At 71.9% G+C, this 25,764-nt stretch carries 28 protein-coding genes and 2 pseudogenes; 17 read left to right on the forward strand and 13 right to left on the reverse strand.

The features are described from left to right. Positions 1-3 precede the first annotated feature (3 nt). The 6 genes from ACFYXM_RS03715 (at position 4) to pssA (ending at position 6,466) form a co-directional block, all read left to right on the forward strand. Complete coding sequence (locus tag ACFYXM_RS03715) at positions 4-2,016, forward strand: protein meaA (protein WP_389286487.1); 2,013 nt, start codon at positions 4-6, stop codon at positions 2,014-2,016. Continuing rightward, a complete protein-coding gene (locus ACFYXM_RS03720) occupies positions 2,013-3,032 on the forward strand; it encodes an HpcH/HpaI aldolase/citrate lyase family protein (protein WP_389286488.1) in 1,020 nt (339 codons plus the stop codon). Before ACFYXM_RS03715 ends, ACFYXM_RS03720 begins: the two co-directional genes overlap by 4 nt. A gap of 1 nt (position 3,033) precedes the next feature. Further along, complete coding sequence (locus tag ACFYXM_RS03725; RefSeq protein ID WP_362025663.1) at positions 3,034-3,585, forward strand: MaoC family dehydratase; 552 nt, start codon at positions 3,034-3,036, stop codon at positions 3,583-3,585. Positions 3,586-3,587: 2 nt separating this feature from the next. Continuing rightward, a complete protein-coding gene (locus tag ACFYXM_RS03730) occupies positions 3,588-4,793 on the forward strand; it encodes an acyl-CoA dehydrogenase family protein (RefSeq protein WP_389286491.1) in 1,206 nt (401 codons plus the stop codon). 181 nt (positions 4,794-4,974) lie between these two features. After that, a complete protein-coding gene (locus ACFYXM_RS03735; protein WP_389286493.1) occupies positions 4,975-5,622 on the forward strand; it encodes a phosphatidylserine decarboxylase in 648 nt (215 codons plus the stop codon). Beyond that, a complete protein-coding gene (pssA, locus tag ACFYXM_RS03740; protein ID WP_386609748.1) occupies positions 5,609-6,466 on the forward strand; it encodes a CDP-diacylglycerol--serine O-phosphatidyltransferase in 858 nt (285 codons plus the stop codon). Before ACFYXM_RS03735 ends, pssA begins: the two co-directional genes overlap by 14 nt. A gap of 296 nt (positions 6,467-6,762) precedes the next feature. On the opposite strand, the gene ACFYXM_RS03745 is transcribed toward pssA, so the two are convergent. After that, positions 6,763-7,794 carry a zinc-binding alcohol dehydrogenase family protein gene (locus tag ACFYXM_RS03745; RefSeq protein ID WP_389286496.1) on the reverse strand — a complete coding sequence of 344 codons (1,032 nt, stop codon included), beginning with the start codon at positions 7,792-7,794 and terminating at the stop codon, positions 6,763-6,765. Positions 7,795-8,279: 485 nt separating this feature from the next. Between ACFYXM_RS03745 and ACFYXM_RS03750 the strand changes: the two genes are divergently transcribed. After that, entirely contained in the window at positions 8,280-8,942 is a 663-nt protein-coding gene (locus ACFYXM_RS03750; RefSeq protein WP_389286498.1) for an SRPBCC family protein, read from the forward strand. Positions 8,943-8,992: 50 nt separating this feature from the next. Here ACFYXM_RS03750 and ACFYXM_RS03755 read toward each other — a convergent pair whose 3' ends face one another. Next, entirely contained in the window at positions 8,993-10,126 is a 1,134-nt protein-coding gene (locus tag ACFYXM_RS03755) for a glycerate kinase (protein WP_389286500.1), read from the reverse strand. A gap of 350 nt (positions 10,127-10,476) precedes the next feature. Between ACFYXM_RS03755 and ACFYXM_RS03760 the strand changes: the two are divergent. Further along, positions 10,477-10,955: pseudogene (locus ACFYXM_RS03760) on the forward strand (NUDIX domain-containing protein). A gap of 440 nt (positions 10,956-11,395) precedes the next feature. Beyond that, positions 11,396-12,208: an NAD-dependent deacetylase gene (locus tag ACFYXM_RS03765; protein ID WP_389286502.1), complete on the forward strand. Its 813-nt coding sequence runs from the start codon at positions 11,396-11,398 to the stop codon at positions 12,206-12,208. Positions 12,209-12,285: 77 nt separating this feature from the next. Here the strand turns inward: ACFYXM_RS03765 and ACFYXM_RS03770 are convergent, their stop codons facing one another. Beyond that, entirely contained in the window at positions 12,286-12,699 is a 414-nt protein-coding gene (locus ACFYXM_RS03770) for a (2Fe-2S) ferredoxin domain-containing protein (RefSeq protein ID WP_389286504.1), read from the reverse strand. Positions 12,700-13,033: 334 nt separating this feature from the next. Between ACFYXM_RS03770 and ACFYXM_RS03775 the strand changes: the two genes are divergently transcribed. Further along, the gene (locus ACFYXM_RS03775; RefSeq protein ID WP_389286506.1) at positions 13,034-13,618 is read left to right on the forward strand and encodes a TMEM165/GDT1 family protein; all 585 of its coding nucleotides are present in this window, start codon (positions 13,034-13,036) and stop codon (positions 13,616-13,618) included. Positions 13,619-13,876: 258 nt separating this feature from the next. Here the strand turns inward: ACFYXM_RS03775 and ACFYXM_RS03780 are convergent, their stop codons facing one another. The 5 genes from ACFYXM_RS03780 to rpmB all read right to left on the reverse strand — a co-directional run bounded on the left by ACFYXM_RS03780 (position 13,877) and on the right by rpmB (position 17,331). Continuing rightward, entirely contained in the window at positions 13,877-14,431 is a 555-nt protein-coding gene (locus ACFYXM_RS03780) for a methylated-DNA--[protein]-cysteine S-methyltransferase (protein ID WP_389286508.1), read from the reverse strand. A 20-nt stretch (positions 14,432-14,451) separates the two neighbouring features. After that, a complete protein-coding gene (locus ACFYXM_RS03785; protein WP_389286510.1) occupies positions 14,452-15,927 on the reverse strand; it encodes an AlkA N-terminal domain-containing protein in 1,476 nt (491 codons plus the stop codon). Positions 15,928-16,025: 98 nt separating this feature from the next. Further along, positions 16,026-16,484 carry a hypothetical protein gene (locus tag ACFYXM_RS03790; RefSeq protein ID WP_389286512.1) on the reverse strand — a complete coding sequence of 153 codons (459 nt, stop codon included), beginning with the start codon at positions 16,482-16,484 and terminating at the stop codon, positions 16,026-16,028. Between the two features lie 305 nt (positions 16,485-16,789). Beyond that, the gene (gene rpsN / locus ACFYXM_RS03795) at positions 16,790-17,095 is read right to left on the reverse strand and encodes a 30S ribosomal protein S14 (RefSeq protein WP_389286515.1); all 306 of its coding nucleotides are present in this window, start codon (positions 17,093-17,095) and stop codon (positions 16,790-16,792) included. Further along, positions 17,095-17,331, reverse strand: a complete 237-nt coding sequence (gene rpmB, locus ACFYXM_RS03800; protein ID WP_073791974.1) for a 50S ribosomal protein L28 — start codon at positions 17,329-17,331, stop codon at positions 17,095-17,097. Before rpmB ends, rpsN begins: the two co-directional genes overlap by 1 nt. 66 nt (positions 17,332-17,397) lie before the next feature. On the opposite strand from rpmB, the gene rpmG reads away from it, so the two are divergent. From rpmG to rpsR, 4 genes and pseudogenes are all read left to right on the forward strand, one after another. Then, positions 17,398-17,562 (forward strand): 50S ribosomal protein L33, encoded by a 165-nt coding sequence (gene rpmG, locus ACFYXM_RS03805; RefSeq protein WP_073791973.1) that lies wholly within the window; start codon positions 17,398-17,400, stop codon positions 17,560-17,562. Positions 17,563-17,612: 50 nt separating this feature from the next. Then, a complete protein-coding gene (locus ACFYXM_RS03810) occupies positions 17,613-17,867 on the forward strand; it encodes a type B 50S ribosomal protein L31 (RefSeq protein ID WP_389286518.1) in 255 nt (84 codons plus the stop codon). Continuing rightward, positions 17,867-18,875: pseudogene (locus tag ACFYXM_RS03815) on the forward strand (GTP-binding protein). Before ACFYXM_RS03810 ends, ACFYXM_RS03815 begins: the two are co-directional and overlap by 1 nt. Before the next feature lie 55 nt (positions 18,876-18,930). After that, complete coding sequence (gene rpsR, locus ACFYXM_RS03820; protein WP_389286520.1) at positions 18,931-19,167, forward strand: 30S ribosomal protein S18; 237 nt, start codon at positions 18,931-18,933, stop codon at positions 19,165-19,167. Between the two features lie 91 nt (positions 19,168-19,258). Here the strand turns inward: rpsR and ACFYXM_RS03825 are convergent, their stop codons facing one another. Further along, positions 19,259-19,801 (reverse strand): O-acetyl-ADP-ribose deacetylase, encoded by a 543-nt coding sequence (locus tag ACFYXM_RS03825; protein ID WP_389286522.1) that lies wholly within the window; start codon positions 19,799-19,801, stop codon positions 19,259-19,261. Between the two features lie 265 nt (positions 19,802-20,066). Between ACFYXM_RS03825 and ACFYXM_RS03830 the strand changes: the two genes are divergently transcribed. Further along, a complete protein-coding gene (locus tag ACFYXM_RS03830) occupies positions 20,067-20,978 on the forward strand; it encodes a GNAT family N-acetyltransferase (protein WP_389286524.1) in 912 nt (303 codons plus the stop codon). Positions 20,979-21,060: 82 nt separating this feature from the next. Here ACFYXM_RS03830 and ACFYXM_RS03835 read toward each other — a convergent pair whose 3' ends face one another. Continuing rightward, a complete protein-coding gene (locus ACFYXM_RS03835) occupies positions 21,061-22,479 on the reverse strand; it encodes a phytoene desaturase family protein (protein WP_389286526.1) in 1,419 nt (472 codons plus the stop codon). A 198-nt stretch (positions 22,480-22,677) separates the two neighbouring features. Between ACFYXM_RS03835 and ACFYXM_RS03840 the strand changes: the two genes are divergently transcribed. Continuing rightward, a complete protein-coding gene (locus tag ACFYXM_RS03840) occupies positions 22,678-23,007 on the forward strand; it encodes a hypothetical protein (protein WP_389286528.1) in 330 nt (109 codons plus the stop codon). A 57-nt stretch (positions 23,008-23,064) separates the two neighbouring features. Here the strand turns inward: ACFYXM_RS03840 and ACFYXM_RS03845 are convergent, their stop codons facing one another. From ACFYXM_RS03845 to ACFYXM_RS03855, 3 genes are all read right to left on the reverse strand, one after another. Further along, positions 23,065-23,952: an inositol monophosphatase family protein gene (locus ACFYXM_RS03845; protein ID WP_389286530.1), complete on the reverse strand. Its 888-nt coding sequence runs from the start codon at positions 23,950-23,952 to the stop codon at positions 23,065-23,067. Between the two features lie 131 nt (positions 23,953-24,083). Next, positions 24,084-24,443, reverse strand: coding sequence for a Zn-ribbon domain-containing OB-fold protein (locus ACFYXM_RS03850; protein WP_389286532.1), 360 nt, complete (start codon positions 24,441-24,443; stop codon positions 24,084-24,086). A gap of 155 nt (positions 24,444-24,598) precedes the next feature. Then, positions 24,599-25,321, reverse strand: a complete 723-nt coding sequence (locus ACFYXM_RS03855) for a TetR family transcriptional regulator (protein ID WP_389286534.1) — start codon at positions 25,319-25,321, stop codon at positions 24,599-24,601. A 108-nt stretch (positions 25,322-25,429) separates the two neighbouring features. On the opposite strand from ACFYXM_RS03855, the gene ACFYXM_RS03860 reads away from it, so the two are divergent. Further along, positions 25,430-25,764: electron transfer flavoprotein subunit beta/FixA family protein (locus tag ACFYXM_RS03860; RefSeq protein ID WP_389286536.1), on the forward strand; the 335-nt coding region annotated here is incomplete at its 3' end.

Genomic DNA, 25,764 nt, shown 5'->3' on the forward strand with positions numbered 1-25,764 from the left:
CCGATGAGCGAACGTCAGAAGGACCGCCCGTGGCTCATGCGGACGTACGCCGGCCACTCCACCGCCGAGGCGTCCAACGAGCTCTACCGGCGCAATCTCGCCAAGGGCCAGACCGGCCTGTCCGTCGCCTTCGACCTGCCGACCCAGACCGGCTACGACCCCGATCACGTCCTCGCCCGCGGCGAGGTCGGCCGGGTCGGCGTGCCCGTGTCGCACCTCGGTGACATGCGACGGCTGTTCCAGGACATCCCCCTGGAGCGGATGAACACCTCGATGACGATCAACGCCACCGCGATGTGGCTGCTGGCGCTCTACCAGGTGGTCGCGGAGGAACAGGGCGCCGACGTCACCGGGCTCCAGGGCACCACGCAGAACGACATCGTGAAGGAGTACCTCTCGCGCGGGACGCACGTCTTCCCGCCCGGTCCCTCGCTGCGGCTGACCACCGACATGATCGCGTACACGGTCAACCACATCCCGAAGTGGAACCCGATCAACATCTGCAGCTACCACCTCCAGGAGGCCGGGGCCACCCCGGTCCAGGAGATCGCGTACGCCATGTCGACGGCGATCGCGGTGCTGGACGCCGTGCGGAACTCCGGGCAGGTGCCGGAGGAGAAGTTCGGCGACGTGGTGGCGCGGATCTCGTTCTTCGTGAACGCGGGCGTCCGCTTCATCGAGGAGATGTGCAAGATGCGCGCCTTCGGCCGCATCTGGGACCGCGTCACCCGCGAGCGGTACGGCGTGGAGAACCCCAGGCAGCGCCGGTTCCGCTACGGCGTCCAGGTCAACTCGCTCGGGCTGACCGAGGCGCAGCCGGAGAACAACGTCCAGCGGATCGTTCTGGAGATGCTGGCCGTCACCCTGTCCAAGGACGCCCGCGCCCGGGCCGTGCAACTGCCCGCGTGGAACGAGGCGTTGGGTCTCCCCCGGCCCTGGGACCAGCAGTGGTCGCTGCGCATCCAGCAGGTGCTGGCCCACGAGAGCGACCTGCTGGAGTACGAGGACATCTTCGCCGGGTCGCACGTCGTCGAGGCCAAGGTGGACGAGCTGGTCACCGCGTCGCTGGCCGAGATGGACCGGATCCAGGAGATGGGCGGCGCCATGGCGGCCGTCGAGTCCGGCTATCTGAAGTCCGAGCTGGTCGCCTCGCACGCCGCCCGCAGGGCCCGGATCGAGAACGGCGAGGAGAAGATCGTCGGCGTCAACATCCACGAGACCACGGAGCCCAACCCGCTCACCGCGGACCTCGACGGCGCGATCATGACGGTCGACCCGGCCAACGAGGCCAAGGTCGTCGCCGCCCTGCACGCCTGGCGCGACAACCGGGACGAGGCGCGCGCCACCGACGCGCTGGCCGCGCTGAAGAAGGCCGCCGCCGGCCGCGAGAACCTGATGACGGCGACCGTGGAGTGCGCCCGCGCGGGCGTCACCACGGGGGAATGGGCCTGGGCGCTGCGTGACGTCTTCGGCGAGTTCCGGGCCCCGACGGGCGTCTCGTCGGCCCCCGTGGCGGTGACCGCGGAGCCCGGCACTCCGCTCGCCCTGGTCCGGGAGAAGGCCGCCCGGACGGCGACCGATCTGGGCGCCGGGCGACTGCGGCTGCTGGTCGGCAAGCCGGGTCTGGACGGGCACTCCAACGGAGCCGAGCAGATCGCCGTGCGGGCCCGTGACGCCGGGTTCGAGGTGGTCTACCAGGGGATCAGACTGACGCCCGAGCAGATCGTGTCGGCCGCCCTCGCCGAGGACGTGCACTGCGTCGGCCTGTCGATCCTGTCCGGTTCGCACGCGGAGCTCGTACCGGACGTGCTGGCCCGGCTGCGCGAGGCCGGCGCCTCGGACATCCCGGTCATCGCGGGCGGGATCATTCCGCCCGCCGACGCCGCGGCCCTCATGGCGGCCGGTGTCGCCGCCGTCTTCACCCCGAAGGACTTCGGTATCACGGAGATCATCGGCCGTATCGTCGACGAGATCCGGAAAGCGAACAAGCTCGACCCTCTGGAGGTCCCCGTATGACTGCCGTCAACCGCCCGCCCGTCTCCCACCACCACCCTCAGGCGACGTCCCTGCGGGACGGCACCTCCCGTCTGCGTCCGCGCCGCTCGTGCCTGGCCGTGCCCGGCTCGAACCCCCGGTTCCTGGAGAAGGCCCAGGGCCTCCCGGCCGACCAGGTCTTCCTGGACCTGGAGGACGCGTGCGCGCCGCTCGCCAAGGAGGGCGCCCGGCACACCATCGTCGACGCGCTGAACAAGGGCGACTGGACGGGCAAGACCCGGGTCGTGCGGGTCAACGACTGGACCACGCAATGGACGTACCGCGACGTCGTCACGGTCGTCGAGGGCGCCGGCCAGAATCTCGACTGCCTCATGCTGCCGAAGGTCCAGGACGCCCAGCAGATCGTCGCCCTCGACCTGCTGCTGACCCAGATCGAGAAGACGATGGGCTTCGAGGTCGGGCGGATCGGCATCGAGGCGCAGATCGAGAACGCCAGGGGCCTGGTGAACATCGACGAGATCGCCGCCGCCTCGCCGCGGCTGGAGACGCTGATCTTCGGCCCGGCCGACTTCATGGCGTCGATCAACATGAAGACCCTGGTCGTCGGCCGGCAGCCGCCCGGGTACGACGCGGACGCGTACCACTACATCCTGATGCGCATCCTGATGGCGGCCCGCGCGCACGACCTCCAGGCGATCGACGGCCCCTTCCTCCAGATCCGTGACGTGGACGCGTACCGCGAGGTCGCCGGCCGTGCCGCGGCGTTGGGCTTCGACGGCAAGTGGGTGCTGCACCCGGGTCAGGTCGATGCGGCCAACGAGGTGTTCTCGCCGTCGCAGGAGGACTACGACCACGCGGAGCTGATCCTCGACGCGTACGAGTGGTGCACCTCCGAGGAGGGCGGCAAGAAGGGCTCTGCGATGCTCGGCGACGAGATGATCGACGAGGCGAGCCGCAAGATGGCCCTGGTCGTCGCCGGCAAGGGGCGCGCGGCCGGTCTGCGCCGCACTTCCAAGTTCGAGGCTCCGGAGGTCTGAGATGCAGTTCGGACGCACCTTCGAGGAGTTCGAGGTCGGCGCGGTCTACAAGCACTGGCCCGGGAAGACGGTCACCGAGTACGACGACCACCTCTTCTGTCTGCTGACCATGAATCACCATCCGCTGCACATGGACAGCAATTACGCGGAGCGGACGACGGATTTCGGGAAGAACGTCGTCGTCGGCAATTACGTCTACTCGCTGCTGCTCGGTATGTCGGTCCCGGACGTCTCCGGAAAGGCGATCGCCAATCTGGAGATCGAGTCGCTGAAGCACGTCGCGCCGACCTTCCACGGCGACACGATCTACGGCGAGACGACCGTTCTGGACAAGACCCCGTCGAAGTCCCGGAGCGACCGCGGAATCGTGTACGTGGAGACCCGGGGATACAAGCAGGACGGAACGCTGGTCTGCGTTTTCCGCCGCAAGGTGATGGTCCCCACGGAGACGTACATCAAGGAGCGCGGCGGCGAGCAGCCCGGCCGCCCCGAGCCGCTCCCGGCCCCGCAGAAGTCCTCCCCGAAGCCCTCGCAGAAGAACGTGGAGAAGTAGCCATGACGCGACTCGCCCAGACCTCCGGTCTCACCGATGTCCAGCAGGAGATCGTCTCCACGGTCCGGGATTTCGTCGACAAGGAGATCATTCCGGTCGCGACCGGCCTGGAACACCGCGACGAGTACCCGACCGAGATCGTCGAGGGACTCAAGGAACTCGGTCTGTTCGGGCTGATGATTCCCGAGGAGTACGGAGGGCTGGGCGAGTCGCTGCTCACGTACGCGCTGTGCGTGGAGGAGATCGCCCGCGGCTGGATGAGCGTGTCGGGCATCATCAACACACATTTCATCGTGGCGTACATGCTCAAGCAGCACGGCACCCAGGAACAGAAGGACACCTTCCTCCCGCGCATGGCCCTGGGCGAGGTCAGGGGCGCGTTCTCGATGTCCGAGCCGGGACTGGGCTCGGACGTGTCGGCGATCACCTCCAAGGGCGTCCGGGACGGCGAGGAGTACGTCCTCGACGGCCAGAAGATGTGGCTGACGAACGGCGGTACGTCCACGCTCGTGGCCGTCCTCTGCCGGAGTGACGAAGGCCACCCCGAGGGCACCGCCCCGCACAAGTCGATGACAACGTTCCTGGTCGAGAAGGAACCCGGATTCGGCGAGGTGCGTCCGGGACTCACCATTCCCGGCAAAATCGACAAAATGGGCTACAAGGGCGTCGACACCACCGAGCTCATCATGGACGGACTGCGAATTCCGGCCAACCGGGTTCTGGGTGGCACCACCGGCCGGGGTTTTTACCAAATGATGGACGGCGTCGAGGTCGGCCGGGTGAATGTGGCCGCCCGTGGCTGCGGTGTCGCACAACGTGCGTTCGAGCTGGGTGTTTCGTACGCCCAGCAGCGCCGGACGTTCGGGAAGCCGATCGCCCAGCACCAGGCCATCCAGTTCAAGCTGGCCGAAATGGCCACCAAGGTGGAGGCCGCCCATGCCATGATGGTGAATGCGGCTCGCAAAAAGGACTCCGGGGAGCGAAACGACCTGGAGGCAGGGATGGCGAAGTACCTCGCCTCCGAGTACTGCAAGGAAGTCGTCGAGGACGCCTTCCGTATCCACGGCGGCTACGGCTTCTCGAAGGAGTACGAGATCGAGCGCCTCTACCGGGAGGCCCCGATGCTGCTGATCGGCGAAGGTACCGCCGAGATCCAGAAAATGATCATTGGGCGCCGACTCCTTGAGGAGTACCGGTTCCAGGGTTGATTGTCCCTTTCAAGCCGATTTGGAAGCGAAGAAGATCACACCCTGTCATCCTCAGCCGGTGCCTTCCCGCCGTCCGACTCGGCTGCTGGCTTGCCCAGTTGCGGCTCGCAACCGATAACATCGCCGGAAAAGCCGCCGTCCCCCGTTGCCAGCGCGGCATCATCCGCTACGAAGGTCATCCATGCCCGACAGCCAAACCTCTGCACCGCGCGGCGGTGTCCGCCTTGCACGCGGAGCTTCGCCGTGGCTCCTCCCGACCGTCGCCACCGCGGCACTCAGCCTCACCCGGGCCCGCAGGTCCGGGCGCTGGGCCGCGGTGGCCGTGCCCACCACCGCGCTCGCGGCGGGCATGCTGTGGTTCTTCCGGGACCCCGAGCGCGAGATCACGCGGGGCCGGGTCATCTCCCCGGCCGACGGCGTGGTGCAGAGCATCATGCCGTGGAAGGACGGACGTACCCGCGTCGCGATCTTCATGAGCCCGCTGAACGTCCATGTGAACCGCGCGCCCCTGGCCGGCACCGTGACCTCCGTCGAGCACGTCCCCGGCGGCTTCGTTCCCGCTTTCAACAAGGAGAGCGAGAACAACGAGCGCGTGGTCTGGCACTTCGACACCGAACTCGGTGACATCGAGATGGTGCAGATCGCGGGCGCGGTCGCACGTCGTATCGTCCCCTACGTCCCGCAGGGTACAAAGGTGGAACAGGGCGAGCGCATCGGTCTGATCCGCTTCGGCTCCCGCGTCGACCTCTACCTGCCGGAGGGTGTCGAGGTCGCGGTCGAGGTCGGCCAGGCCACTACCGCGGGGGTGACTCGAATTGACCGTGATTGATCCTGAGACCCGGACCGGCTGGGTGCCGGAGTCGGAGTCCGAGGAGGACGCCGGCGAGGACATGCCGCTCTCTCTGCGGCTGTCGATAGCGGACACCCTCACGCTGGGCAACGCCACGTGCGGCTTCATGGCGGTGTACTTCACCACCACCGGAATCCTCATTCCGCACCTCACGGGCAGCGACGAGAGCGGCATGGCGCGGCACTCCGCGGCCACCGCCGTGATCCTGATGCTCCTGGCCGCGGTGTTCGACCTCTTCGACGGGCTCGTGGCCCGCAAGCTGCGTTCCTCGCCGATGGGTGCCGAACTGGACAACCTCTCGGACCTGATCAGCTTCGGGCTCGCCCCGGCGTACTTCGTCCTCGTGTACGGCATGGTCGCGGACGACGCGCACCAGCGGGTGTCGGCGCTGGCGGCGATCGTGGTGCTGCTGGCGGTGGTGCTCAGACTCGCCAGATTCTCCTGCGTGACCATGAAGGACGGCATGTTCCAGGGCATGCCGAGCCCCTTCGGAGCGCTCACGGTCGTCTCGATCGTGCTCCTGGAGCTGCCCTTCGTCCCGACGCTCCTCGCGATCGTCGGGGTGGCGTGGCTGATGGTCAGCCGGGTCGAGTACCCGAAGCCGCGGGGCGTCCTCGCGGTGGCGATGCTCAGCTGGATCATCTCCGCGATGGGGCTCCTGGCCGCGTGGGCGCTGGACGCCCCCGGCGGGCAGCTGCTCCTGCAGACCGGCTGTGCGCTCCAGGTGGTCCTGGGCGCGGTCATCCCGCTCTTCGCGACGGCCCGGAGGGTGAACACCTTCCGCGACAACCGGCGCGAGGCACGGGCGGCCCAGCTGCCGTAACCGCACAAGCGCATGTGAGAGGGCCCCGGGTGCTGGGAAGCACCCGGGGCCCTCTCACATGTACGGCCGCGTTCCCGGCCGGGCATGGGCTCCGCGGCCGGCTCGCCCCCGCGTCGGACGCGTCCTGATGCGGGTCGTCACGGAGCTCACCGCCCTGCCCTCGTCCCGACCGTGCGGCGCGGGTTCCGGGCCCATGCCGAGCACCGGCGGGGGTCGGTGCCGACGCGCACGCCGGAGCGGCCGTGCCCGAGCCGAACCGGCGTCGGGGGCGACGACGGCTGACGGGGCACGAGAGGTCAGCCGGGCACGAGCACGGCAGCCCCGCGCACCCGGTCGGCGGCCAGGTCGGCCAGGGCCCGGTCGGCCTCGCTCAGCGGGTACGGACTCACCGTGACCCGGATGCCGATGCGCCGTGCCAGGGCGAGGAACTCCCTGCCGTCCTCACGCGTGTTGGACGTGACGCTGCGCAGGTCGCGCTCCTGGAAGAGATGGCGCTGATAGTTCAGCACGGGGACGTCCGACAGGTGGATCCCGGCGATCGCGAGCGTTCCCGCCCTGTCCAGGGCCTCCAGCGCCACCGGCACCAAGTCGCCGACGGGTGCGAACAGGATCGCCGAGTCCAGCGGTTCCGGAGGACGGTCGTACGCGTCGCCCGCCGAGGCGGCGCCCAGCTCCAGCGCCAGCGCGCGGGCGCTCGCCGAGCGGGTCAGCACATGGACGGTGGCACCCTCGGCGAGCGCCACCTGGGCCGCCAGGTGGGCCGAGGCGCCGAAGCCGTAGATGCCCAGCCGTCCGCCCTCGGGGAGCGCGCTGCGCCGCAGGGAGCGGTATCCGATGATGCCCGCGCAGAGCAGCGGGGCGAGGTGGGCGGCGTCCTGGTCGTCGGGGAGCCCATAGGCGAAGTCCTCCGGGACCACCGCGGTCTCGGCGAAGCCGCCGTCGGCGTCCCAGCCGGTGTAGACGGAGCGGGGACAGAGGTTCTCCCTCCCGGCCCGGCAGTACCGGCAGCTCCCGCACGTGCCGCGCAGCCAGGCCCCGCCCACCCGGTCGCCGACACGGAACCGGCCGGTCCCGTCGCCGGCCGCCACGACCCGGCCGACGATCTCGTGTCCGGGGACGGTGCCCGGCCGGCGCGGCGGGAGGTCGCCCTCGGCCAGATGCAGATCCGTACGGCAGACCCCGCACGCCTCCACGTCCAGCAGCAGCTCCCCCGGGCCGGGGACGGGCTCGGGGCGGCGCACACGTGCCAGGGGGCCGGTGCCGATCGGACCGGGTGTCCGGACGGCCCAGCCGCTCCGGTCGGCCACGGCGGGCCCGGGGACAGCCACACGTCCAGACTGCGGCGACCGGGGCGAAGCGGCAACCGGCCCGGGTTGCGTGTCGGCCGGCCCGGGGTGTGCGGCCCGCCGCCGTCCGCCCTTACGACCTGGGGAGCAATAAGGAGCGGGCTCCCGACGCCCTGCGACTCCGCCTCCCGCGTCGTCGTCGGTCACCGAAGCTCCTTCCCCGAGCTCTCAGCTGCTTTCGAGCAGGGGAGACCCCATCCGCCTCCCTCCTCCGCCCTGGATCCGAAGCCGCACGACGCCGCTCGCCGATCCACTCCCTCTTGCTCCCCAGGCCGTTACCAGATGTCCGGGCCGCGTCGCGGGAAGCGCACCGGGCCGCGAGCGGGTCGAGGCACTGGATTCACTCCATCGGTCGTGCGAGGCGTGCGCGTCCTCGCGACGAGAAGCAGGCTGATGGGCGACGGCACCGCGACGAGGGCTACCGGACGCCGAAGGTCGGGCGGACGGGCGCCGTAAGAGGTGGAGCCATGCCCCGTGTGTCTGCGCATGTCCATGTGTCCCGCCCCGCGGAGGAGATCTTCTCGTTCCTCCGGGATCCACGGAACCTCGCCGTGTGGTCGTCGAGCATAGACCAGGTGCTCGACGGCCCGGTCGCCACGGACCTCGGCGACCAATACCTCTGCAAGTTCCCCGGCAGGCGCCGGGCGCACCGCCTCACCTGCACCGCGAGTACACCCGTCGAGTACCTGGCCTTCCGCGGCGCGCGGATGTGGACCCCGCTGGGCCGACATTCGCCGGAACTGGAGTTCCACCTGAGCCCGAGCGAAGGGGGAACCCTGGTCCAGTTGTCGGTCAAGCCGCATCTGGACGGCGGCATGATCATCCTCGCCCCGTTCGTGACGATGGCGTGGCGCCGTGACCTGCCGGTGGAGCTGAGGTTCCTGGCGGACCTGCTCGGCGACGGCGAGCGGAGCGACGCGGACACCGAGCCGTACGACGCGCCCGTCGGACCGTCCGACACGGCGCCGGGGCCGTCCGACGCGGCTGCGGGCGTCACGCGGTTCGAGCGGGACGGCGCCGCACGGTTCGACGGGCACACCGCCGCCGGATGGTTCGACGTGAACGCCCGCACCGGACGGATCGACACGGAGACGGGGGACGGCCACGACACGGCACCGGCCCCCGGTTGACCCGAGGAGGCCGGTGGTCCGAGGAGGGACCCGGGCCGGTGCGGCACGGCCTACCGCAGGAAGTCGCGCGCGATCGTCTCGGCCGCCCGTTCCAGCAGCGGTCCCGCCTGGGCCATGGAGACGGCGGGGTCCGGTTCGAGGTCCGCGAGCGCGTACGCGCGGCTGATGCCGGCGCCGTTCAGCGCCTCGGGCGTCAGCGCGAGCCGGCCGCAGACCGCCACGACCTCGACGCCCGCCGCGCGGGCAGCCGAGGCCACGCCCGCCGGGGCCTTGCCGTGCAGGGTCTGTTCGTCGAGCGACCCCTCACCGGTGATCACCAGAGTGGACCGCGCCAGCGCAGGGGCGAAGCCGAGGACGTCGAGCATGACCTCGATGCCGGGCCGGAACCGGGCCCCGAGCGCGACCAGCGCCCCGTAACCGATGCCGCCTGCCGCGCCCGCCCCGGGCAGCCCGGCGTGCTCCGGACCGAGGACGGACGCGTAGTGGGCGAGCGCGGCGTCCAGGACCGCGATGTCCTCGTCGGTGGCGCCCTTCTGCCGCCCGTATACCTCGGGGGCGCCCTCGGGGCCGGTCAGCGGGTTGTCCACGTCGCCGGCGAGGATCAGGTCCACATCGGCCAGGCGCGGGTCGAGACCGGACAGGTCCGCCTCGGCGAGGTCGGCGAGGCCGCCGCCACCGGGCCCGACGGGCTCGCCGTCCGCGTCCAGGAAGCGGGCCCCGAGCGCGGCCAGCATTCCCGCGCCGCCGTCCGTCGTCGCGCTGCCACCCACGCCGAACACGATTCTCCGGGCGCCCGCGTCGAGCGCGGCGGCCAGCAGCTCGCCGGAACCGTACGTCGTGGCCGTCAGCGGGGCGAACACGCCCGCGGGAAGGCGCTGGAGGCCCGACGCCTCGGCCATCTCCACCACCGCGGTGGTGCCGCGCAGCGCGTACGCCGCCGTGACCGGCTCCCCGAGCGGCCCGGTCACCCGCCTCTCACGGCGCTCGAACCCGGCGGCCACCGCCGCCGCCACCGTGCCGTCGCCGCCGTCCGCCACCGGCAGGGTCTCGACCCGCACCCCGGGGACGACGCGCCGCAGCCCGGCCGTCACCCGCTCGGCGACCTGCACCGCCGTGAGCGAGCCCTTGAACTTGTCCGCCGCGACGAGGACGCTCGCGGTCTCCGTCACTGCTCCGTCCACCACCTTGAACCCCTTGCTCTTCGAACAGGCAGTCGCGCCGCCCCGACCCGATCCGCGGCGCATACCCGCTGCCCAGGGCCGTCCCGGGGCCCTATCGTGCGGCTATGCTGCCCCGCGTGACCACCACTGACTACGCCGCTTACGACCTGGGGACAAGAGGAAGTGGATCAGGGAGCGGCGTCGTGCGGCTTCGGATCCAGGGCGGAGGAGGGAGCCGGATGGGGCCTCCCCTGCTCGAAAGCAGCTGAGAGCTCGGGGAAGGAGCGTCGGTGACCGATGACGACGCGGGAGGCGGAGTCGCAGGGCGTCGGGAGCCCGATCCCTCTCGCTCCCCAGGCCGTTACATCGCGGGGCTGCCCCGGGTGCTGGCCGCCGCGGCCACCGTGTTCCGGGACTCCCGCGGCCGGGTACTGCTCGTCGAACCGAATTACCGCGAGGGCTGGGCACTGCCCGGCGGAACCGTCGAGTCCGACGAGGGCGAGAGCCCCGGCAGGCCGCACGGCGCGAGACGTTCGAGGAGATCGGCTTCGACCTGCCGCCCGGGCGGCTCCTCGCGGTCGACTGGGCGCGCGGCCCGGGGCGCCCGCCGATCGCCGCGTACCTCTACGACGGCGGCGTGCTCGGGGAGCGGTAGCTGAAGGAGATCCGGCTCCTGGAGGAGGAGCTGCTGTCCTGGGAGCTCGTCGCACGCGACGAGCTCGACCGTTGCCTGCCCGCCGGTCTCGCCCTGCGCCTGAGGGCGGCGCTGGACGTGCTCGACTCGGGCGGCGGCACGGCGGAGCGGGAGGACGGTCGCCCGGTGACCGGCCGACTCGGGGGCCCGTTGCCCTGACCGGCCGTCAGCCGGTGAGCTGGTGCGCGGGCCACCGGGGTGCGCGGCCGGGGCGGCGGCCGGAGCGCGGCCTGCTGCTCCCCCTGCTGCGCGAGGGCGCGCACGACGCGGCGACGGGTACGGACGGATGGCCGGCGCCGGGCCAGTACGGGCAGTACGGGCTGGTCTCGCTCGACGACGGACGCTGCCACATGGCCCGGAGCGGCACCGTCCAGGACGGTGGCGTCCCCAGGCAGACCGCCCGCGCCAAACCGCACACCTGGACGGGCCGGCCCCCGTCACCGTTCAGTCCCGCAGACCCCGCGGCCCGACGTCCGTCCGGCTCGGTCCCCGGCCTTCGTGTCACCCCTCGCCCCGTGTGTCCGACCCGGGCGCCGGCCCGTGCGTCGCGGGCGAATTGACCTCGCGGGTGGCGTCCGGCGCTGCGTACGCTCGTGGTCATGACTCTCGTCGCGATCCTCAGCGGCGCCGGTATCTCCACGGATTCCGGCATTCCCGACTACCGCGGGCCGAACGGGCTCTGGCGCAAGGACCCGGAGGCCGAGAAGCTCGTCACATACGGCTGCTACATGAGCGATCCGGACATCCGCAGGCGTTCGTGGCAGATGCGCCGCACCAGCGCGACCTGGAACGCACGGCCGAACGCCGCCCACCGCGCGGTGGCCGAGCTGGAGCGGTCCGGCACGCCGGTGCGGGTGATCACGCAGAACGTGGACGGTCTGCACCAGCTGGCCGGTCTCCCCGCCCGCAAGGTCCTGGAACTGCACGGCACGGCGCGCGAGGTGGTCTGCACCCGTTGCCACGCCCGCTCCCCCATGGCCGAGGCCCTGGCCCGGGTCGAGGCGGGCGAGGCCGATCCGCCGTGCACGGTCTGCGGCGGCATCCTGAAGTCGGCGACGATCATGTTCGGTGAGCGGCTGGATCCGGTGGTTCTGGGCGAGGCGATGGCGATCGCCACGGCGTGCGAGGTGTTCATCGCGGTCGGGACGACGCTCCAGGTGCAGCCCGCCGCCTCGCTGGCGGGGATCGCGGCGGAGCACGGGGCACGCCTGATCGTGGTGAACGCCGAGCCCACGCCGTACGACGAACTGGCCGCCGAGACCATTCGTGAACCGATCGGGACGGCCCTTCCCGCACTGCTGAGGCGGCTGACGGCGGCCACGGGCACGGACGGGGTCGGAGACGGAGACGAGGGCGACGGAAACGATGCCGCTGTGGACGGCGGCCGCGGGGACACGGGCTCCCGGGGCTGAGGTTCCAGGGGGCCGGGCCGACCGGCGCGACCGCGGGGAACCTGAGGGGCACTCGCCCCGCGATCCGACGGTGGCGCTCAGTCCCCCGGTTCTCGCAGTTCCCGCTGGACGCGGCGCGAGGGGCGGAAGGCGTAGAGGTCGAGGATCCCGGGCGGGTCCACCAGCCCCGGCCCGCCCGTCTCGACCCAGGCGGCGATGTCCGTCACGGCGTCCGGGTCGTTGACGAGCCCGAGCCAGACCGGCCGGCCACCGGCCGCGCGCCCCTGAGCCGAGGGCTGTACGACGACGACATTGGCCTGTTCGCAGGCGTCCAGGCAGTCCACCGCGCGGACCGTCGCCACGTCCGCGAGCGTCCGGCGCAGCACGGCGAGCTGACCGGCGTGGTCCACGCCCGGGATCTTCGGGGTCCCGCAGCAGCAGCCACGGCAGACGCTGACGGTGGGCCGGGAGGCACTCTGTGCGGGGACGGGCTTGCGCGGGCGGCGGCTCATGCGGGGACGCCTCCGGAGACGGCTCGGACGATCACTCGGGGACTGTACCGACCCCGCATCGGATCGAACACCTGCGCAGCTCCGGTGGTCGGTGAGGTACAGTGGGCGGCTGCGAAGGGGAGTAGCCCCGCGAACCGGTCGTCGACACACTGGAGCCCTCGGGTTCCCGGTGGCCGGGCCCGTGAGTCCCACGGGCGGGCGAGACCTTCGGTCAGGTATGACGTGCCCGCGACCCGCGGGTGCCGATGTCGTGCCGGGCCGAGTGGTCCTCCGGACAGCCCGAGTGGCGCTTCGCGAAGGCCCGGGGCCCGGCTCTCACAGAAAGCCACCCGGAATGCACCTCGACCCCCTGGCGATCATCACCGCCTTCGGGCTGATCTTCCTCGCCGAACTGCCGGACAAGACGATGTTCGCGTCCCTCGCCATGGGCACCCGCATGCGCCCGCTGTACGTCTGGTTCGGCACGTCGTCCGCGTTCATCGTGCACGTCGCGATCGCCGTCGGGGCGGGCAGCCTGATCGGGCTGCTGCCGGACTGGCTCGTCAAGGTCGTCTCGGCGTCCCTGTTCGCGTTCGGCGCGTTCATGCTGCTGCGTGCCGGTGGCGGCGATGACGAGGAGGAGGACGGCGCCAGGACGGTGACCGGGTTCTGGCCGGTCTACTCGACCGCGTTCATGGCGGTCTTCATCAGTGAGTGGGGCGATCTGACGCAGATCACCACGGCCAATCTGGCCGCGAGCAACGGCACCTGGTCCACGGCGATCGGGTCCGCGGCCGCGCTGATGTCGGTCTCGGCGCTGGCGCTGCTCGCGGGGCAGTTCATCGCGAAGCGGGTGCCGCTCAAGACGGTTCAGCGGATCGGCGGGCTGTGCATGCTGGGCCTGGCGATCTGGACCGTGGTCGAGATCTTCACCGGCTGACACCGCCCGGGGCTCCCGGCACCGACCGGCCGGGCGGACACACGGCCCGACCGGGCTCCGGACCCATCCGGGGCCCGGGATTCCGCCGCCGCCCCGGCCCGGGTCCGACACTGCCCGGCCCCCGGATCTCCCGCCGCCCGGGCTTCCGGCGTCGCACGTCCGCCGCGTCGGCCCGGGCGGCGTCACGTGTCCGCCCTCCCCGGGAGGCGTCAGGAGCCGGGAGGCGTCAGGAGCCGGGAGGCGTCAGGAGCCGGGACGTCAGAAGAGGGAGAGGTCCGGGCCGTCGTCGCGTCCGCCCTTCTCGAACGCCAGCAGCCGTTGCTTGCGGTCGAGCCCGCCGCCGTAGCCGGTGAGGCTGCCGGAGGCACCGATCACGCGGTGGCAGGGGACGATGATGCCCACCGGGTTCTTGCCGTTGGCGAGACCCACCGCACGGGAGGCGCCCGGCTTGCCGAGGGTCTCGGCCAGTTCACCGTACGAGCGGGTCTCGCCGTACGGGATCAGCTGGAGCTGCGCCCAGACACTGCGCTGGAACGGGGTGCCGTCCAGGCACAACGGCAGGTCGAACTCGCGCAGCTCGCCGGCGAAGTAGGCGTCGAGCTGGCGGATCGCCTCCGTGAACGGGCGCGGGTCGGGCTCGCCGAAGGTCTCCTCGGGCGGGCGGTGGCGCTGCTCGGTCATGTAGAGGCCCGAGAGCACGCCGTCGGTGGCGACGAGTGTCAGCGGGCCGTAGGGGCTGTCGACGACGGCGTGCCGCCGGTGGACGGCCGTCCCGGACCGCCGGGAGGTCGTGGGTGCGGGCGTGGTGGTCATGGCGGATCGTCCCAACTGGGTCATGCGGGCAGGTGGTTGATGGGGTGGTCGTCGACGGTCCAGAGGTACTGGACCGCGTACGCGCGCCAGGGCCGCCAGGCCGCCGCGCGGGCGGTGAGCGCGGCGGGGGTCGACGGGAGGCCGAGTTCCGCGGCGGCTCGGCGGATGCCGAGGTCGGTGGGGAGGAAGGCGTCCGGGTCGCCGAGGGCACGCATCGCGATCACCTCGACGGTCCAGGGGCCGAAGCCGGGAAGGACGGCAAGTTCGGTCCGTGTCCGCTCCCAGTCGCTGTCGGTGCCGAGCCGGAGCGTTCCGTCGGTGAGCGCGCCGACGAGCGTGGTGAGCGTGGTGCGGCGGGTGCGGGGCAGGGCGAGCCGTTCGGGGTCGAGTCCGGCGAGCGCGTCCGGGGCCGGGAACAGATGGGTGAGGCCGCCGCCCTCCGGGTCGTCGACGGGAACGCCGTGCGCGGCGACGAGGCGCGCCGCGTGGGTGCGTGCGGCGGCGGTCGACACCTGCTGCCCGAGCACCGCCCGTACGGCGAACTCCGCGCCGTCGACGGTACGCGGCACCCGTCGCCCCGGGGCCGTGTCGACCAGGGGCGCGAGCAGTGGATCGGCGCGCAGCCGGTCGTCGACGGCCACCGGATCGGCGTCCAGGTCGAGCAGCCAGCGGCAGCGGCTGATGGCGCGGGTGAGGTCCCGGGGGTCGGTGAGAAACAGCCGGCAGCCGATGTGGCCGGGGCGCGGGGTGAGGGAGACGATGCCGTGCCCGTACGGGAGGGTGAGCGTGCGGCGGTAGGCACCGTCGCGCCACTCCTCGACACCGGGGACCGCGGTGGCGGCGAGGTGTCCGAAGAGGTTGGAGGGGTTGAGCGGTGCCCGGTACGGCAGCCGCAGCGTGATCACCCCCGGGGCGGGTGTCGGTGTCGTGGACCGGGCGGCGCGGCTGCGCAGCTCGCCCGGGGCGAGGGCGAAGACCTCGCGCACGGTGTCGTTGAAGGTGCGGATCGAGGCGAACCCGGCGGCGAACGCCACCTCTGCCATGGGCAACGAGGTGGTCTCGATGAGCAGGCGCGCGGTCTGGGCCCGTTGGGCGCGGGCCAGGGCGAGCGGGCCCGCACCCAGTTCGGCGAGGAGTTGACGCTCGATCTGGCGAGCGGAGTAGCCGAGTCTGACGGCGAGCCCGGGGACGCCCTCGCGGTCGACGACACCGTCGCGGATGAGGCGCATGGCGCGGGCGACGGAGTCGGCGCGGGCGTTCCATTCCGGGGAGCCCGGGCTGGTGTCGGGCCGGCACCGCTTGCAGGCCCGGAATCCGGCCTGCTGGCAGGCGGCGGCGCTGGGGTAGAAGGTCATGTTCTCGACCTTGGGGGGCACGACGGGGCAGCTGGGACGACAGTAGATCCGGGTGGTGAGAACCGCCGTGAAGAACCAGCCGTCGAAGCGGGCGTCCTTCGACTGGACCGCCCGTACGCAGCGCTCGGTGTCCGTGTACATGTCTCCAGCATGGGCCACCGGGTGCTCTCGGGCTGGCGAGAATCCGACATCGACCTCGCACTGCCAGGTACTCTCCTCCGCCCCGTCCCGCACAGCCCTCAGTCCCGCGCCGGTCCGACGGGCCGGGCCGGGCCGGTGGCGGACGTCCGGCCGGTCCCGCGCCGCCCGCGCAACAGCGCCGGGGCACCGGCGAGGCTCACGACGAGGGTGCCGATGCCGGCCAGCGCCAGCGCACCGGCGCCGCCGAGCAGGCTCACCACCGGGCCGGCGAGCGCGGTTCCGGTCAGGTTGGCGCCGTTCAGCGCGGCGCCGGAGGACGCGAAGGCCCGGCCGCGCACGTCGGCCGGGACGCGGGCGTGGATCAGGTTGCGGATGGCCAGGGCCTGCAGGGAGTTGGCGGCTCCGGTGAGCACGAAGGCGCCGAGGGCGACGGCGAACACGGGGATCCCGGCGCTCGCGGCCAGCGCGGCCCCCATGAGGACCCCGGCCCCCGCGAGGACGTGCGGCTGCCACGCCACGGGGATCCGGGGAGCGATCAGCGCGGAGGTGAGGAGCATGCCGACGCCGAAGCATCCGCAGATCCTGTCAGCCGCGGAGGGCCGGTACGCGGCAGGGGCATCGAATCCAGCCGGGTCCGCGCGGGCAGCCCCCGGCCACACTGGTACGGACCGGCCGCCCGCGCCGTACCGGTGCGCATCACCCGCCCTCACAGCACCGGTACGCGCCGTCGGCCCACACCGCGCCGGTACGGATGGACCAGGCGGCCGGGCCGTTACGGGCCGGCCGGGCGACGGCCTGATCATCCGTACCGGTCGATGGGGCGGCGGGCACCGCTCCCCCGCCGCCGCCCCGAACGCCCCTCTCACCAGGAGGACTTGGTTACCCCCGGCAGCAGCCCGGCGTGGGCCTGTTCGCGCACGCGCACGCGGGAGAGCCCGAACTTCCGCAGATGGCCGCGCGGTCGTCCGTCCACCACGTCGCGGCTGCGCACCCGGGTGGCGCTCGCGTCGCGGGGCTGGCGCCGGAGCTCGTCCGCCGCCGCACGGCGTTCGCCGTCCGTGCTGGACGGCCGCCGGATGATCTCCTTCAACTCGGCGCGGCGGGCGGCGTACCGCTCGACGATCGCCTTGCGCCTCTCGTTCCGTGCGATCTTGCTCTTCTTCGCCATCAGACCTTCTCCCCCCTGGCCCGGATGCGGGCGACGGCCGCCTCGACACCGATGGCGTCGACAGTCCTGATCGCCCTGGCGCTGAGCGTCAGCCTGACGCTGCGCCCCTCGCTCGGCAGCCAGTACCGCTTGCGCTGGATGTTGGGGTCGAAGCGACGCGAGGTGCGCCGGTGCGAGTGGGAGATGCGGTTGCCGAAGCCCGGCCGGGCGCCGGTCAGTTGGCAGTGGGCGGACATGGGACTACTCGTTTCCCGCGACGGAGCGCGTGTTGGAAATGGAAATCATTGCCATATAGTAGCGGCATGGCTCGCACCGAACTGCGCCCCGTCGTCAGGCTCCGCTCCACCGCGGGGACCGGCTACACGTACGTCACCCGCAAGAACCGTCGCAGCGACCCCGAACGCATGGTCCTGCGCAAGTACGACCCGGTCGCCCGCAGGCACGTCGACTTCCGCGAAGAACGCTGACCGACCGCTCCGGACCTCCCGTCCGGGCTCCCCTCCCCGAAGGACCCGCCATGAAGCCAGGAATCCACCCGCCGTACGGCCCCGTCGTCTTCCGTGACAAGGCGGCCGGGTCGGCCTTCCTCACCCGCTCCACCGTGACCGGCGACAAGACGATCGTGTGGGAGGACGGCAACACCTACCCCGTCGTGGACGTCGAGATCTCCTCCGCGAGCCACCCCTTCTACACGGGCACCGCACGCGTACTGGACACCGCCGGACGCGTCGAGCGGTTCGAACGCCGCTACGGCCCGCGCGGGGCGAACTGATGTGGAGCGCGACGCGGTTGCCCGTCGTGATCGTCGGTGGTCTCCACTCCGACGCCCGCAGGGAGGTCGTGGAACGGCTGCTGCGCACCGTCCCCGGCAGCGTCGCCCTGCACCACGATCTGACCGGCGCCGCCGAGGGGACGGTGCGACGCACCGTGCGCGACGCCTCGGGCGAACTGTCCGGCGCGGACACCCCGCTCGTCGACGGCTGCGCCTGCTGCGCGCTGCGCGAGGACCTGGTTCCCGAGCTGCGGCGGCTGGCCGACGCCGGTCCGGCCGGGCCGGCGATCGTCGAGCTGTGGGACTCCGTCGAACCCCGGACAATGGCCGAGGTGGTCGTCGCGCACGGCGGCGATGTGCTCGAACTCACCAATGTCATCACCGCCGTCGATCCCGCGCTCGTGCTGCCGTACCTCGGGAACGGCGACGACCTGGCCGAGGCGGGACTCGCGGCGGCGGCGAACGACCGGCGGACCGTGGGCGACACCTGGGCGCGTCAGCTGGAGTACGCGCCCGTGCTCGCCCTCGTGGACAACGAGGCGGCGGACGACGAGGACCGCGCCCTCCTGACCCAGCTCCACCCGACGGCCCGTCATGTTCCCGCCGGATCCCCGGAGCTGGCCCGCCTCGCCTTCGCCGGCTTCGACGTGGAGTCGGCCGCCGCCGCCCAGCACCCCGCCTGTGCGCTGCTGCCGCAGGAGGCGGACGAAGCCGGGGTCACCACACTCGTCTGGCACCGCAGCCGCCCCTTCCACCCCGAACGGCTGTACCGGGCGCTGGAGGACCTGTGCTGCGCGGCGGCCCGCAGCCGCGGCCGCGCTCGACTGGCACCCCGAGCACGGCGACCGCTGCCAGCACCTGGTCTTCACCTCACCGGCCCTGGACCGCGACGGGGTGGTCCGGCTCCTCGACTCCTGCCTCCTCACCGATGCCGAATACGCGGAAGGGCCCGAGGCATGGAAACGGCTCCCCGCCTCGTTCGACTCGTTCCTCGACCCGGTCCACTGACCGCGCCCTCACGCCCTCGGACAACACAACCCTCCGAAAATCGCAAGGAGTTCATATGGCACGACGCGACGACCAGCGCGCGTCACCGAAGGCCCGGCCCAATCCGCTGGACGCGGCCGGAATCACCTGCATCGACTACAAGGACACCGATCTGCTGCGGAAGTTCATCTCGGACCGCGGCAAGATCCGCAGCCGCCGCCTGACCCGCGTCACCGCTCAGCAGCAGCGGCTGCTCGCCCGCGCGATCAGGAACGCCCGCGAGATGGCCCTGCTGCCCACTCCCCACAAGTGACCGCGCACCGCGTGGTCTCGGCGTGCGCCTCCCCGGCGCGCCGAGGCCGCGCGGCCCTTCCCCCCGCAACGGCGGTCGCGCTCCGCCGCGCTCAACCACGCGCCGACAGAACCTCTTCGAACACGGCATACGCCTGCGCGTCGAACAACACGAACCGCACCTCCTCGACCGGTGCGACGGCCTCCGCCAGCACCGTACGGACGGCGATGCGCGCCCCGTCGTCCATGGGCCAGCCGTAGATCCCCGTCGAGATCGCGGGAAACGCCACCGTGCGCGCCCCCAACTCCGCCGCCACGCGCAGTGATTCGCGATAGCAGGAGGCGAGCAGCTCGGAGCGGTCCTCTCCGCTGCTCCACACCGGCCCCACGGTGTGCACCACCCATCGGGCGTCCAGCCTCCCCGCGGTCGTCGCCACCGCACGCCCCGTGGGCAACCCCTTCCCGTACCGCGAAGCCCGCAGCTCACGGCAGGCGGCCAGGATCTCGGGCCCTCCACGCCGATGCACCGCCCCGTCGACCCCGCCCCCGCCGAGCAGCGAGGAATTCGCCGCGTTGACGATGACATCGACGGACTGCCGAGTGATGTCGCCCCGTACCAGAGCGATGGTGACGGCCTCGGGTTCAGGTGTGCTCATACACCCATGATGCCGCGCCCGGGGCGGGCGGCATCTGGTGCCGCTCCCGGCAACGTTTACCCCGTCGCGCCACCTGGCACGCGCGTTCGCGGCGTTGGCCAAAAGCCCACGTAGCCTGCTACGAGGGCTTCCGGCCGCCTTGCGATCGCATGCACCAGGCGCCGCTCCTTCCGGGCAAACATTGCCGGTCGCGGCACCAGCGGCGGCAGCGCGCCGACGGCGAAATCACACGCCCGCTCCCCGGACGACGTGGCAGTGTGACCGGGTGACGGAATTCAACACCCTGGGTGAAAGTGCCGACTGGCAGAACGACTTCGAGCAGCGGCTGCGCGCCGCGCACACGGCCGCCGGGCTCGGCGAGGCCGCGGTGGCGCGCAGGGTCGAGGAGGTGCGCGCCGACATCCTCGACTGGACGGTCGTCGAGATCGCGGAGGCCGGTACCCGAGTGGGGCACGTCGCCGTGGTCGTGGCCGACGACAACGGCAAGCGCGTCGGCCGCATCGGCGACCTCCGCGTCGGCGCGTCGCACGCCGGACGGGGGTACGAACGGGCTGCCAGGGACTGGGCCGAGAGGTGGTGCGCGGAGCGTGGAGCGCGCCGGGTGGACGTGCGGCTCATAGGCCCCGACGACGGGCCGTTCGACGACTACGGCGTCCGCGGCCAGGTCAGGGCGCGGCCCGTCGCCTCCCCGCCGGAACCGCTCGACGGCATCACCGCCCGCCCGATGACTCGGGACGAATTCCCCGAATGGCTCGCCGCGGAGAAGGACTCCTACATGCACGGCATCGTCCGGGCAGGAGCGCTGAGCCCCGAGGACGCCGCACGCAAGTCCGACCGTGACTTCGCGAAGCTGATCCCCGAGGGCCTGGCCACGCCCGGCAACACGTTCCTGGTGCTTGAAACAGGCGGCGAGAAGATCGGCACCGGCTGGCTGAAGCACGGGTATCTTCCCGGCGTCACCTACGGGTACTCGCTGCACGTCCAGGAGCGGCACCGCGGCAGGGGGTACGGGCGGGCCGCGATGACGGCCGGGGAACGGGCCACGCTCGCGGCGGGCGACTCGGCTCTGATGTTCACCGTGTGGGGCGGCAACGAGGTGGCGATGAACCTGTACACGAGCGCCGGTTACCACGTCGTGGAGGAGCACCGCTCCATCGACCTGCCCCGCCCGGCCTGACGGGCACGCCCCTTGGGACCTGTCCACCCGACGGCCCCGGCACACGCGCACGTCAGGCGTCGGCTCGGCGCCTGACGTACCGTCAGTACGTCGTGCGCAGGCGCCTCCACACCGCCTTCGCCGCATGGTGGCCGGACATGCCGTGGACCCCCGGGCCGGGCGGGGTCGCCGAGGAGCACAGGAACACCGCCGGATGGGCCGTCGCGTACGGGACACGCGCCAGCTTGGGCCGGATCACCGTCTGGAGACCGGCGAACGCACCGCACGCGATGTCGCCGTCCACGTAATTGGCGTTGCGCGCCGCGATCCGGGGCGGACCGGCCACCGCCCTCGCCAGCACCAGATCACGGAACCCGGGGGCGAAACGCTCCAGTTGGCGTTCGATGACCTCCGTGGCATCGCCCTCCCAGCCCGCCGGGACGTGTCCGTACGCCCAGAAGACGTGCCGGCCCTCGGGCGCGCGGGAGGGATCGATCAGGCTGGGCTGTGCGGTGATCAGGAACGGCACGCTCGGGTCGCGGCCCGCCACGGCGGCACTCAGCGCGGCGTCGATCTCACCGGCCGTGGGACCGATATGGACCGTCCCGGCCCGGCGCGCCTCCGGAGCGGTCCACGGGACCGGGCCCGACAGCGCGTAATCGATCTTGAAGCAGGACGCGCCGTACCGGTAACCGCTGTACGCGCGGCCCAGGCCCGCGATGCGGGCGAGGGCGGAGGGCGAGGTGTCGAAGACGTACGCCCGGGCGGGCGGGAGTTCGTCGAGGCGCCTGACCTCCGTGCCGGTGCGGATCGTGCCGCCCTGTTCGCGTACGTACGAGGCGAGGGCGTCGGAGATGGCCTGCGATCCGCCGCGCGGCACCGGCCAGCCCTTCTCGTGCGCGGCCAGGGCGAAGAGCAGGGCGATCCCACCGGTCGCCACCCCGCTGACGGGCGCGATGGCGTGGGCGGCGAGCCCGGCGAGCAACCCGCGTGCCTTCTCGCCCCGGAATCGGCGGGAGAGCAGCGTCGCGGGCTGGAGCGCGTCGAGACCGAAACGCACCCAGCGGTACGGGTCACGGGGCAGCCCGTCCCACGGCGTGCGCAGGAAGTCCTCGGCGAGAGTGTCCCAGTGGCCGAGGAACGGGGCGACGAGTCTGCGGTACGCCCCCGCGTCCTGGGCGCCGAGCGACATGGCGCTCTCCCCCACGGACCCGGTGAGCACCGCGGCCGACCCGTCCGGGAACGGATGGGCCAGCGCCAGTTCCGGCTGGAGCCACTCCAGACCGTGCCGGGCGAGCGGCATGGCGGCGAACGCGGGCGAACCGATGCCCAGCGGATGGACGGCGGAACAGGGATCGTGGCGGAAGCCCGGCAACGTGAGTTCCTCCGTGCGGGCACCGCCTCCGACAGTGTCACCCGCCTCGAAGACCTCCACGGCGAAACCGCGCCGGGCCAGTTCGGCCGCGGCGGTCAGTCCATTGGGCCCCGCCCCCACGACGACGGCATCAAGCATCGACGGCACCTTCGGACTCCTTCGTCAGCCGACGGCCAGCACGTCCAGGATATTCCGAGCCTCCGGCGGCGCGGGCCGGGGTGGGGTCACGCGCGATGAAGCCACCGAACTCTCCCGCTCAGCGGCCGCCGGTGACACGGGAGGCCCCAGTCGTGCCCGCCCGGATCGCCGACATGGCCTCCCGGCTCGTCTCGGTGCCCGGTGTCCGTGCGGTCTCCCTGGGCGGCAGCCGGGCCCGAGGCACGCATCGCCCATGTCGCCCTGTGCCGGTCGCGCGCGTTCGGCATCCTCACCCAGTCGTTCCACGCCCACCACCGCGTGTGGTGCCTGAACGAGAAGGGCGCGCCGGCCGCCGCGGCCGCGCTGCCGGACGCTCCCCGGGACCTCGCCGCGCGGGTCGGTGAGGTGATGCGGGGGCTGGACCCGGCGGCGGTGGAGCGGGCGTCGCAATTGGTACGGAGCGTCCGGTCGGGCCTCACGCCCGGCGGCGGGGAAGGCCCGGACGGCACGGACGGCCGTGAAGGCGCGGACGGCTGAGGGACCGGGGCCCTGCCCCATGGCGCACGGGGCCGGGGACGGCCGGGCGGTGGCCGGTCAGGCCCCTTCGCGCAGTGCGCGCAATACACGTTCGACGGTCGCCCCGTCGCGGCCCGCCGTGAACGGCAGGTCATTGCCTCCGGCGATCCGGAAGGGGGCGCCGGAGAGCGTGGCCTGGGCGCCGCCCGTCTCGGCGACCAGCAGCAGACCGGCCGCGTGGTCCCACGCGTACTCCCAGGTGAAGGCGACCGCGTCGAGCTCCCCACGCGCGACGGCGAGGTATTCGAGACCGGCCGAGCCACAGGGCCGGGCGTCGATGCCGTCGGTTCGCAGACCGAGCAGCGCCCGCTTCTGTGCGTCGGTGGTGTAGTCGGGGTGTGACGTGGCCACTTCGAGAACGGCGCCGGGGGCGGGGGTGCCGGACCGTATCGGCTGCCCGTTCAACGTGGCACCCCGGCCGCGGACCGCGACGGCCATCTGGTCGAGGGCCGGGGCGTAGGTCCACGAGGCGAGGAGTTCGCCGCGGTGGGCGAGGGAGACCAGGGTGCAGAAGCCCGGTTCACCGCGTACGAACTGGCGGGTGCCGTCGACCGGGTCGACGATCCACACCGGGGCGTCACCGCCCAGCGCGTCGTACACCGAAGGATCGGCGTGGACCGCCTCCTCCCCGACCACGACCGAGCCGGGCAGGAGCCGGGACAGCGAGGCGGTGAGGTGTTCCTCGGCCAGCCTGTCGGCAACGGTGACCAGGTCGTGCGGGCCGTTCTTCTCGACGATCTCGTGCGCGGCGAGCTGCCGGTGGCGGGGCATGATCTCGGCGGCGGCCGCCGCACGCACCGCTTCCTCGACATCGTTCAGGCGTCCGGCGGGACCGCCGCCGTCGGTGTCGGTGTTCCCGGCGATTCCGGAGATTTCCGCGATTCCGGCGAAAAGTTGATCCGTCATGCCCCCAGCCAATCACGACCCGCGGGGAAATCGATGACCTGACCATGGCGGGAAGGTGTCCGCCAGGTGTACGACGGGCCGGATCCATGTGGCGCGGGACTCACCGGGCCGGACGCTCGAAGTCCAGGTACTCAGAGCCAGTCGTCCCTCCTCGGCGGCTCGCAGAGCTCGAAGACCACCTCACCGGCGGCCGGATCGCCCCCGGCCAACGGCCGCACCCGCGCACCGACCGCCACGAGGTGCGGTGCGGCGCCCACGACGCGGCAACGGAACACGAATCCCTCGGGAAGCCTGACGAGCGACTCGTTGCGTGCCGTCTCCGTGTAGCGGTGCACGACGCCGGACCTCACCACGACGCCCAGACCGTCACTGTGTTCGGACTGCAGATCACTCGATGCGCACACCGGGCACAGCAGCCTCCGGAACGAGGCGGTGCCGCACCAACGGCAGCGGTGGTAGCGCAGGCCGGTTTCCTCACGCTCCGTCTGCACAGTGTCATTCGACGACTGGAACACGTTCGACCCCTTGCGCTCGGCTCGGATGCGCCATGCGTGCGCGTCGGCGCGTCCGCACCATAGGGCACTGAGTGCCGAGACGTAAAGGCACTCAGTGCCAAGAATCAGTGCCAAGAAGGTGACTTCCGGCGTCAGCCCTGGCCGATGACCGACTCGATCTGCTGCACCACGCGCCACATCGGCGCGTTCTTCGCGGCGACCATCACCACCACGTCGCCGTCGGCCGAGCCGTCGTCGGCCGAGCGCGGCGACACGTCCCCGGCCGCCCCGCTCCCCCACACCCTCCGCACCAGCCCGAAGGCGTGGTCCACCGCCGTCTCCGCGTCGACCTCGCCCCCCGAGCGCAGCCAGGTGCGCAGCCCGTTGTTGTGCGCGGCGACCACGGACGCGGCGATCACCTCGGCACGGAGCGCGCCGTCCCGCGCGTCGCCGTAGCGCTCACGGAGGTAGCCGGCCAGCGTCTGCTCGTACCGGCGCACCACGGACAGTTCGTAGGTCCGCAGCCCGGGCACCTCCCGGGTGAGCCGGTAGCGCTGGACGGAGAACTCGGGGTTGGCGGCGTACATGCGCAGCACGAGGCTGGCCGCGTCGCACACCGCGTCGACCGGTTCCACGTCGCCGGCCGCCGCCAGGAACGCGGTCATGTCGGCGAGACACCGCTCATGGTCCGGGAAGACCGCGTCCTCCTTCGAGGGGAAGTACCGGAAGAACGACCGGCGCCCGACCCCGGCCCGGGCCACGATGTCGTCCACCGTGGTCCGCTCGAAGCCCCGCTCCAGGAAGAGCTGGAAGGCAGCCTCGGCCAGCACCTCCCGCATGGGGGCCTTCTTCGCCGGTCTGCGTGCGTCAGTCATGCGGGGAACGTAGCACCGAAAGACGCTTTCTGGCACTGCGTTCCTTTACAGAGGGTACTGAGTGCCATATCGTCGTCTGTACCAACCGCACCAGGTAGGAGAGCCGGCGTGAGCTTGAGGATCGTTGTCTGTGTGAAGTATGTGCCGGATGCGACGGGTGACCGGCGTTTCTCGGATGACCTGACGGTGGACCGTGAGGATGTGGATGGTCTGTTGTCGGAGCTGGACGAGTACGCGGTGGAGCAGGCGTTGCGGATCGCGGAGGGTGCCGGTGATGCCGAGGTGACGGTGTTGACGGTGGGTCCGGAGGATGCGCGGGATGCGTTGCGCAAGGCGTTGTCGATGGGCGCGGACCGGGCGGTTCATGTCGAGGACGAGTCTGTGCATGGTTCGGATGTGATGGGTACGTCGTTGGTGGTGGCGAGGGCGGTGGAGAAGGCCGG

This window comes from Streptomyces sp. NPDC002476 (assembly GCF_042889785.1).
Classification (GTDB): domain Bacteria; phylum Actinomycetota; class Actinomycetes; order Streptomycetales; family Streptomycetaceae; genus Streptomyces.

What these genes read in the sequence shown, in the direction of transcription:
- ACFYXM_RS03715 (WP_389286487.1), top strand. Translation starts at nt 4, where the DNA reads ATGAGCGAACGTCAGAAGGACCGCCCGTGGCTCATGCGGACGTACGCC.
- ACFYXM_RS03720 (WP_389286488.1), top strand. Translation starts at nt 2,013, where the DNA reads ATGACTGCCGTCAACCGCCCGCCCGTCTCCCACCACCACCCTCAGGCG.
- ACFYXM_RS03725 (WP_362025663.1), top strand. Translation starts at nt 3,034, where the DNA reads ATGCAGTTCGGACGCACCTTCGAGGAGTTCGAGGTCGGCGCGGTCTAC.
- ACFYXM_RS03730 (WP_389286491.1), top strand. Translation starts at nt 3,588, where the DNA reads ATGACGCGACTCGCCCAGACCTCCGGTCTCACCGATGTCCAGCAGGAG.
- ACFYXM_RS03735 (WP_389286493.1), top strand. Translation starts at nt 4,975, where the DNA reads ATGCCCGACAGCCAAACCTCTGCACCGCGCGGCGGTGTCCGCCTTGCA.
- ACFYXM_RS03750 (WP_389286498.1), top strand. Translation starts at nt 8,280, where the DNA reads ATGCCCCGTGTGTCTGCGCATGTCCATGTGTCCCGCCCCGCGGAGGAG.
- ACFYXM_RS03765 (WP_389286502.1), top strand. Translation starts at nt 11,396, where the DNA reads ATGACTCTCGTCGCGATCCTCAGCGGCGCCGGTATCTCCACGGATTCC.
- ACFYXM_RS03770 (WP_389286504.1), bottom strand. Translation starts at nt 12,699, where the DNA reads ATGAGCCGCCGCCCGCGCAAGCCCGTCCCCGCACAGAGTGCCTCCCGG.
- ACFYXM_RS03775 (WP_389286506.1), top strand. Translation starts at nt 13,034, where the DNA reads ATGCACCTCGACCCCCTGGCGATCATCACCGCCTTCGGGCTGATCTTC.
- ACFYXM_RS03780 (WP_389286508.1), bottom strand. Translation starts at nt 14,431, where the DNA reads ATGACCACCACGCCCGCACCCACGACCTCCCGGCGGTCCGGGACGGCC.
- ACFYXM_RS03785 (WP_389286510.1), bottom strand. Translation starts at nt 15,927, where the DNA reads ATGTACACGGACACCGAGCGCTGCGTACGGGCGGTCCAGTCGAAGGAC.
- ACFYXM_RS03790 (WP_389286512.1), bottom strand. Translation starts at nt 16,484, where the DNA reads ATGCTCCTCACCTCCGCGCTGATCGCTCCCCGGATCCCCGTGGCGTGG.
- rpsN (WP_389286515.1), bottom strand. Translation starts at nt 17,095, where the DNA reads ATGGCGAAGAAGAGCAAGATCGCACGGAACGAGAGGCGCAAGGCGATC.
- rpmB (WP_073791974.1), bottom strand. Translation starts at nt 17,331, where the DNA reads ATGTCCGCCCACTGCCAACTGACCGGCGCCCGGCCGGGCTTCGGCAAC.
- rpmG (WP_073791973.1), top strand. Translation starts at nt 17,398, where the DNA reads ATGGCTCGCACCGAACTGCGCCCCGTCGTCAGGCTCCGCTCCACCGCG.
- ACFYXM_RS03810 (WP_389286518.1), top strand. Translation starts at nt 17,613, where the DNA reads ATGAAGCCAGGAATCCACCCGCCGTACGGCCCCGTCGTCTTCCGTGAC.
- rpsR (WP_389286520.1), top strand. Translation starts at nt 18,931, where the DNA reads ATGGCACGACGCGACGACCAGCGCGCGTCACCGAAGGCCCGGCCCAAT.
- ACFYXM_RS03825 (WP_389286522.1), bottom strand. Translation starts at nt 19,801, where the DNA reads ATGAGCACACCTGAACCCGAGGCCGTCACCATCGCTCTGGTACGGGGC.
- ACFYXM_RS03845 (WP_389286530.1), bottom strand. Translation starts at nt 23,952, where the DNA reads ATGACGGATCAACTTTTCGCCGGAATCGCGGAAATCTCCGGAATCGCC.
- ACFYXM_RS03855 (WP_389286534.1), bottom strand. Translation starts at nt 25,321, where the DNA reads ATGACTGACGCACGCAGACCGGCGAAGAAGGCCCCCATGCGGGAGGTG.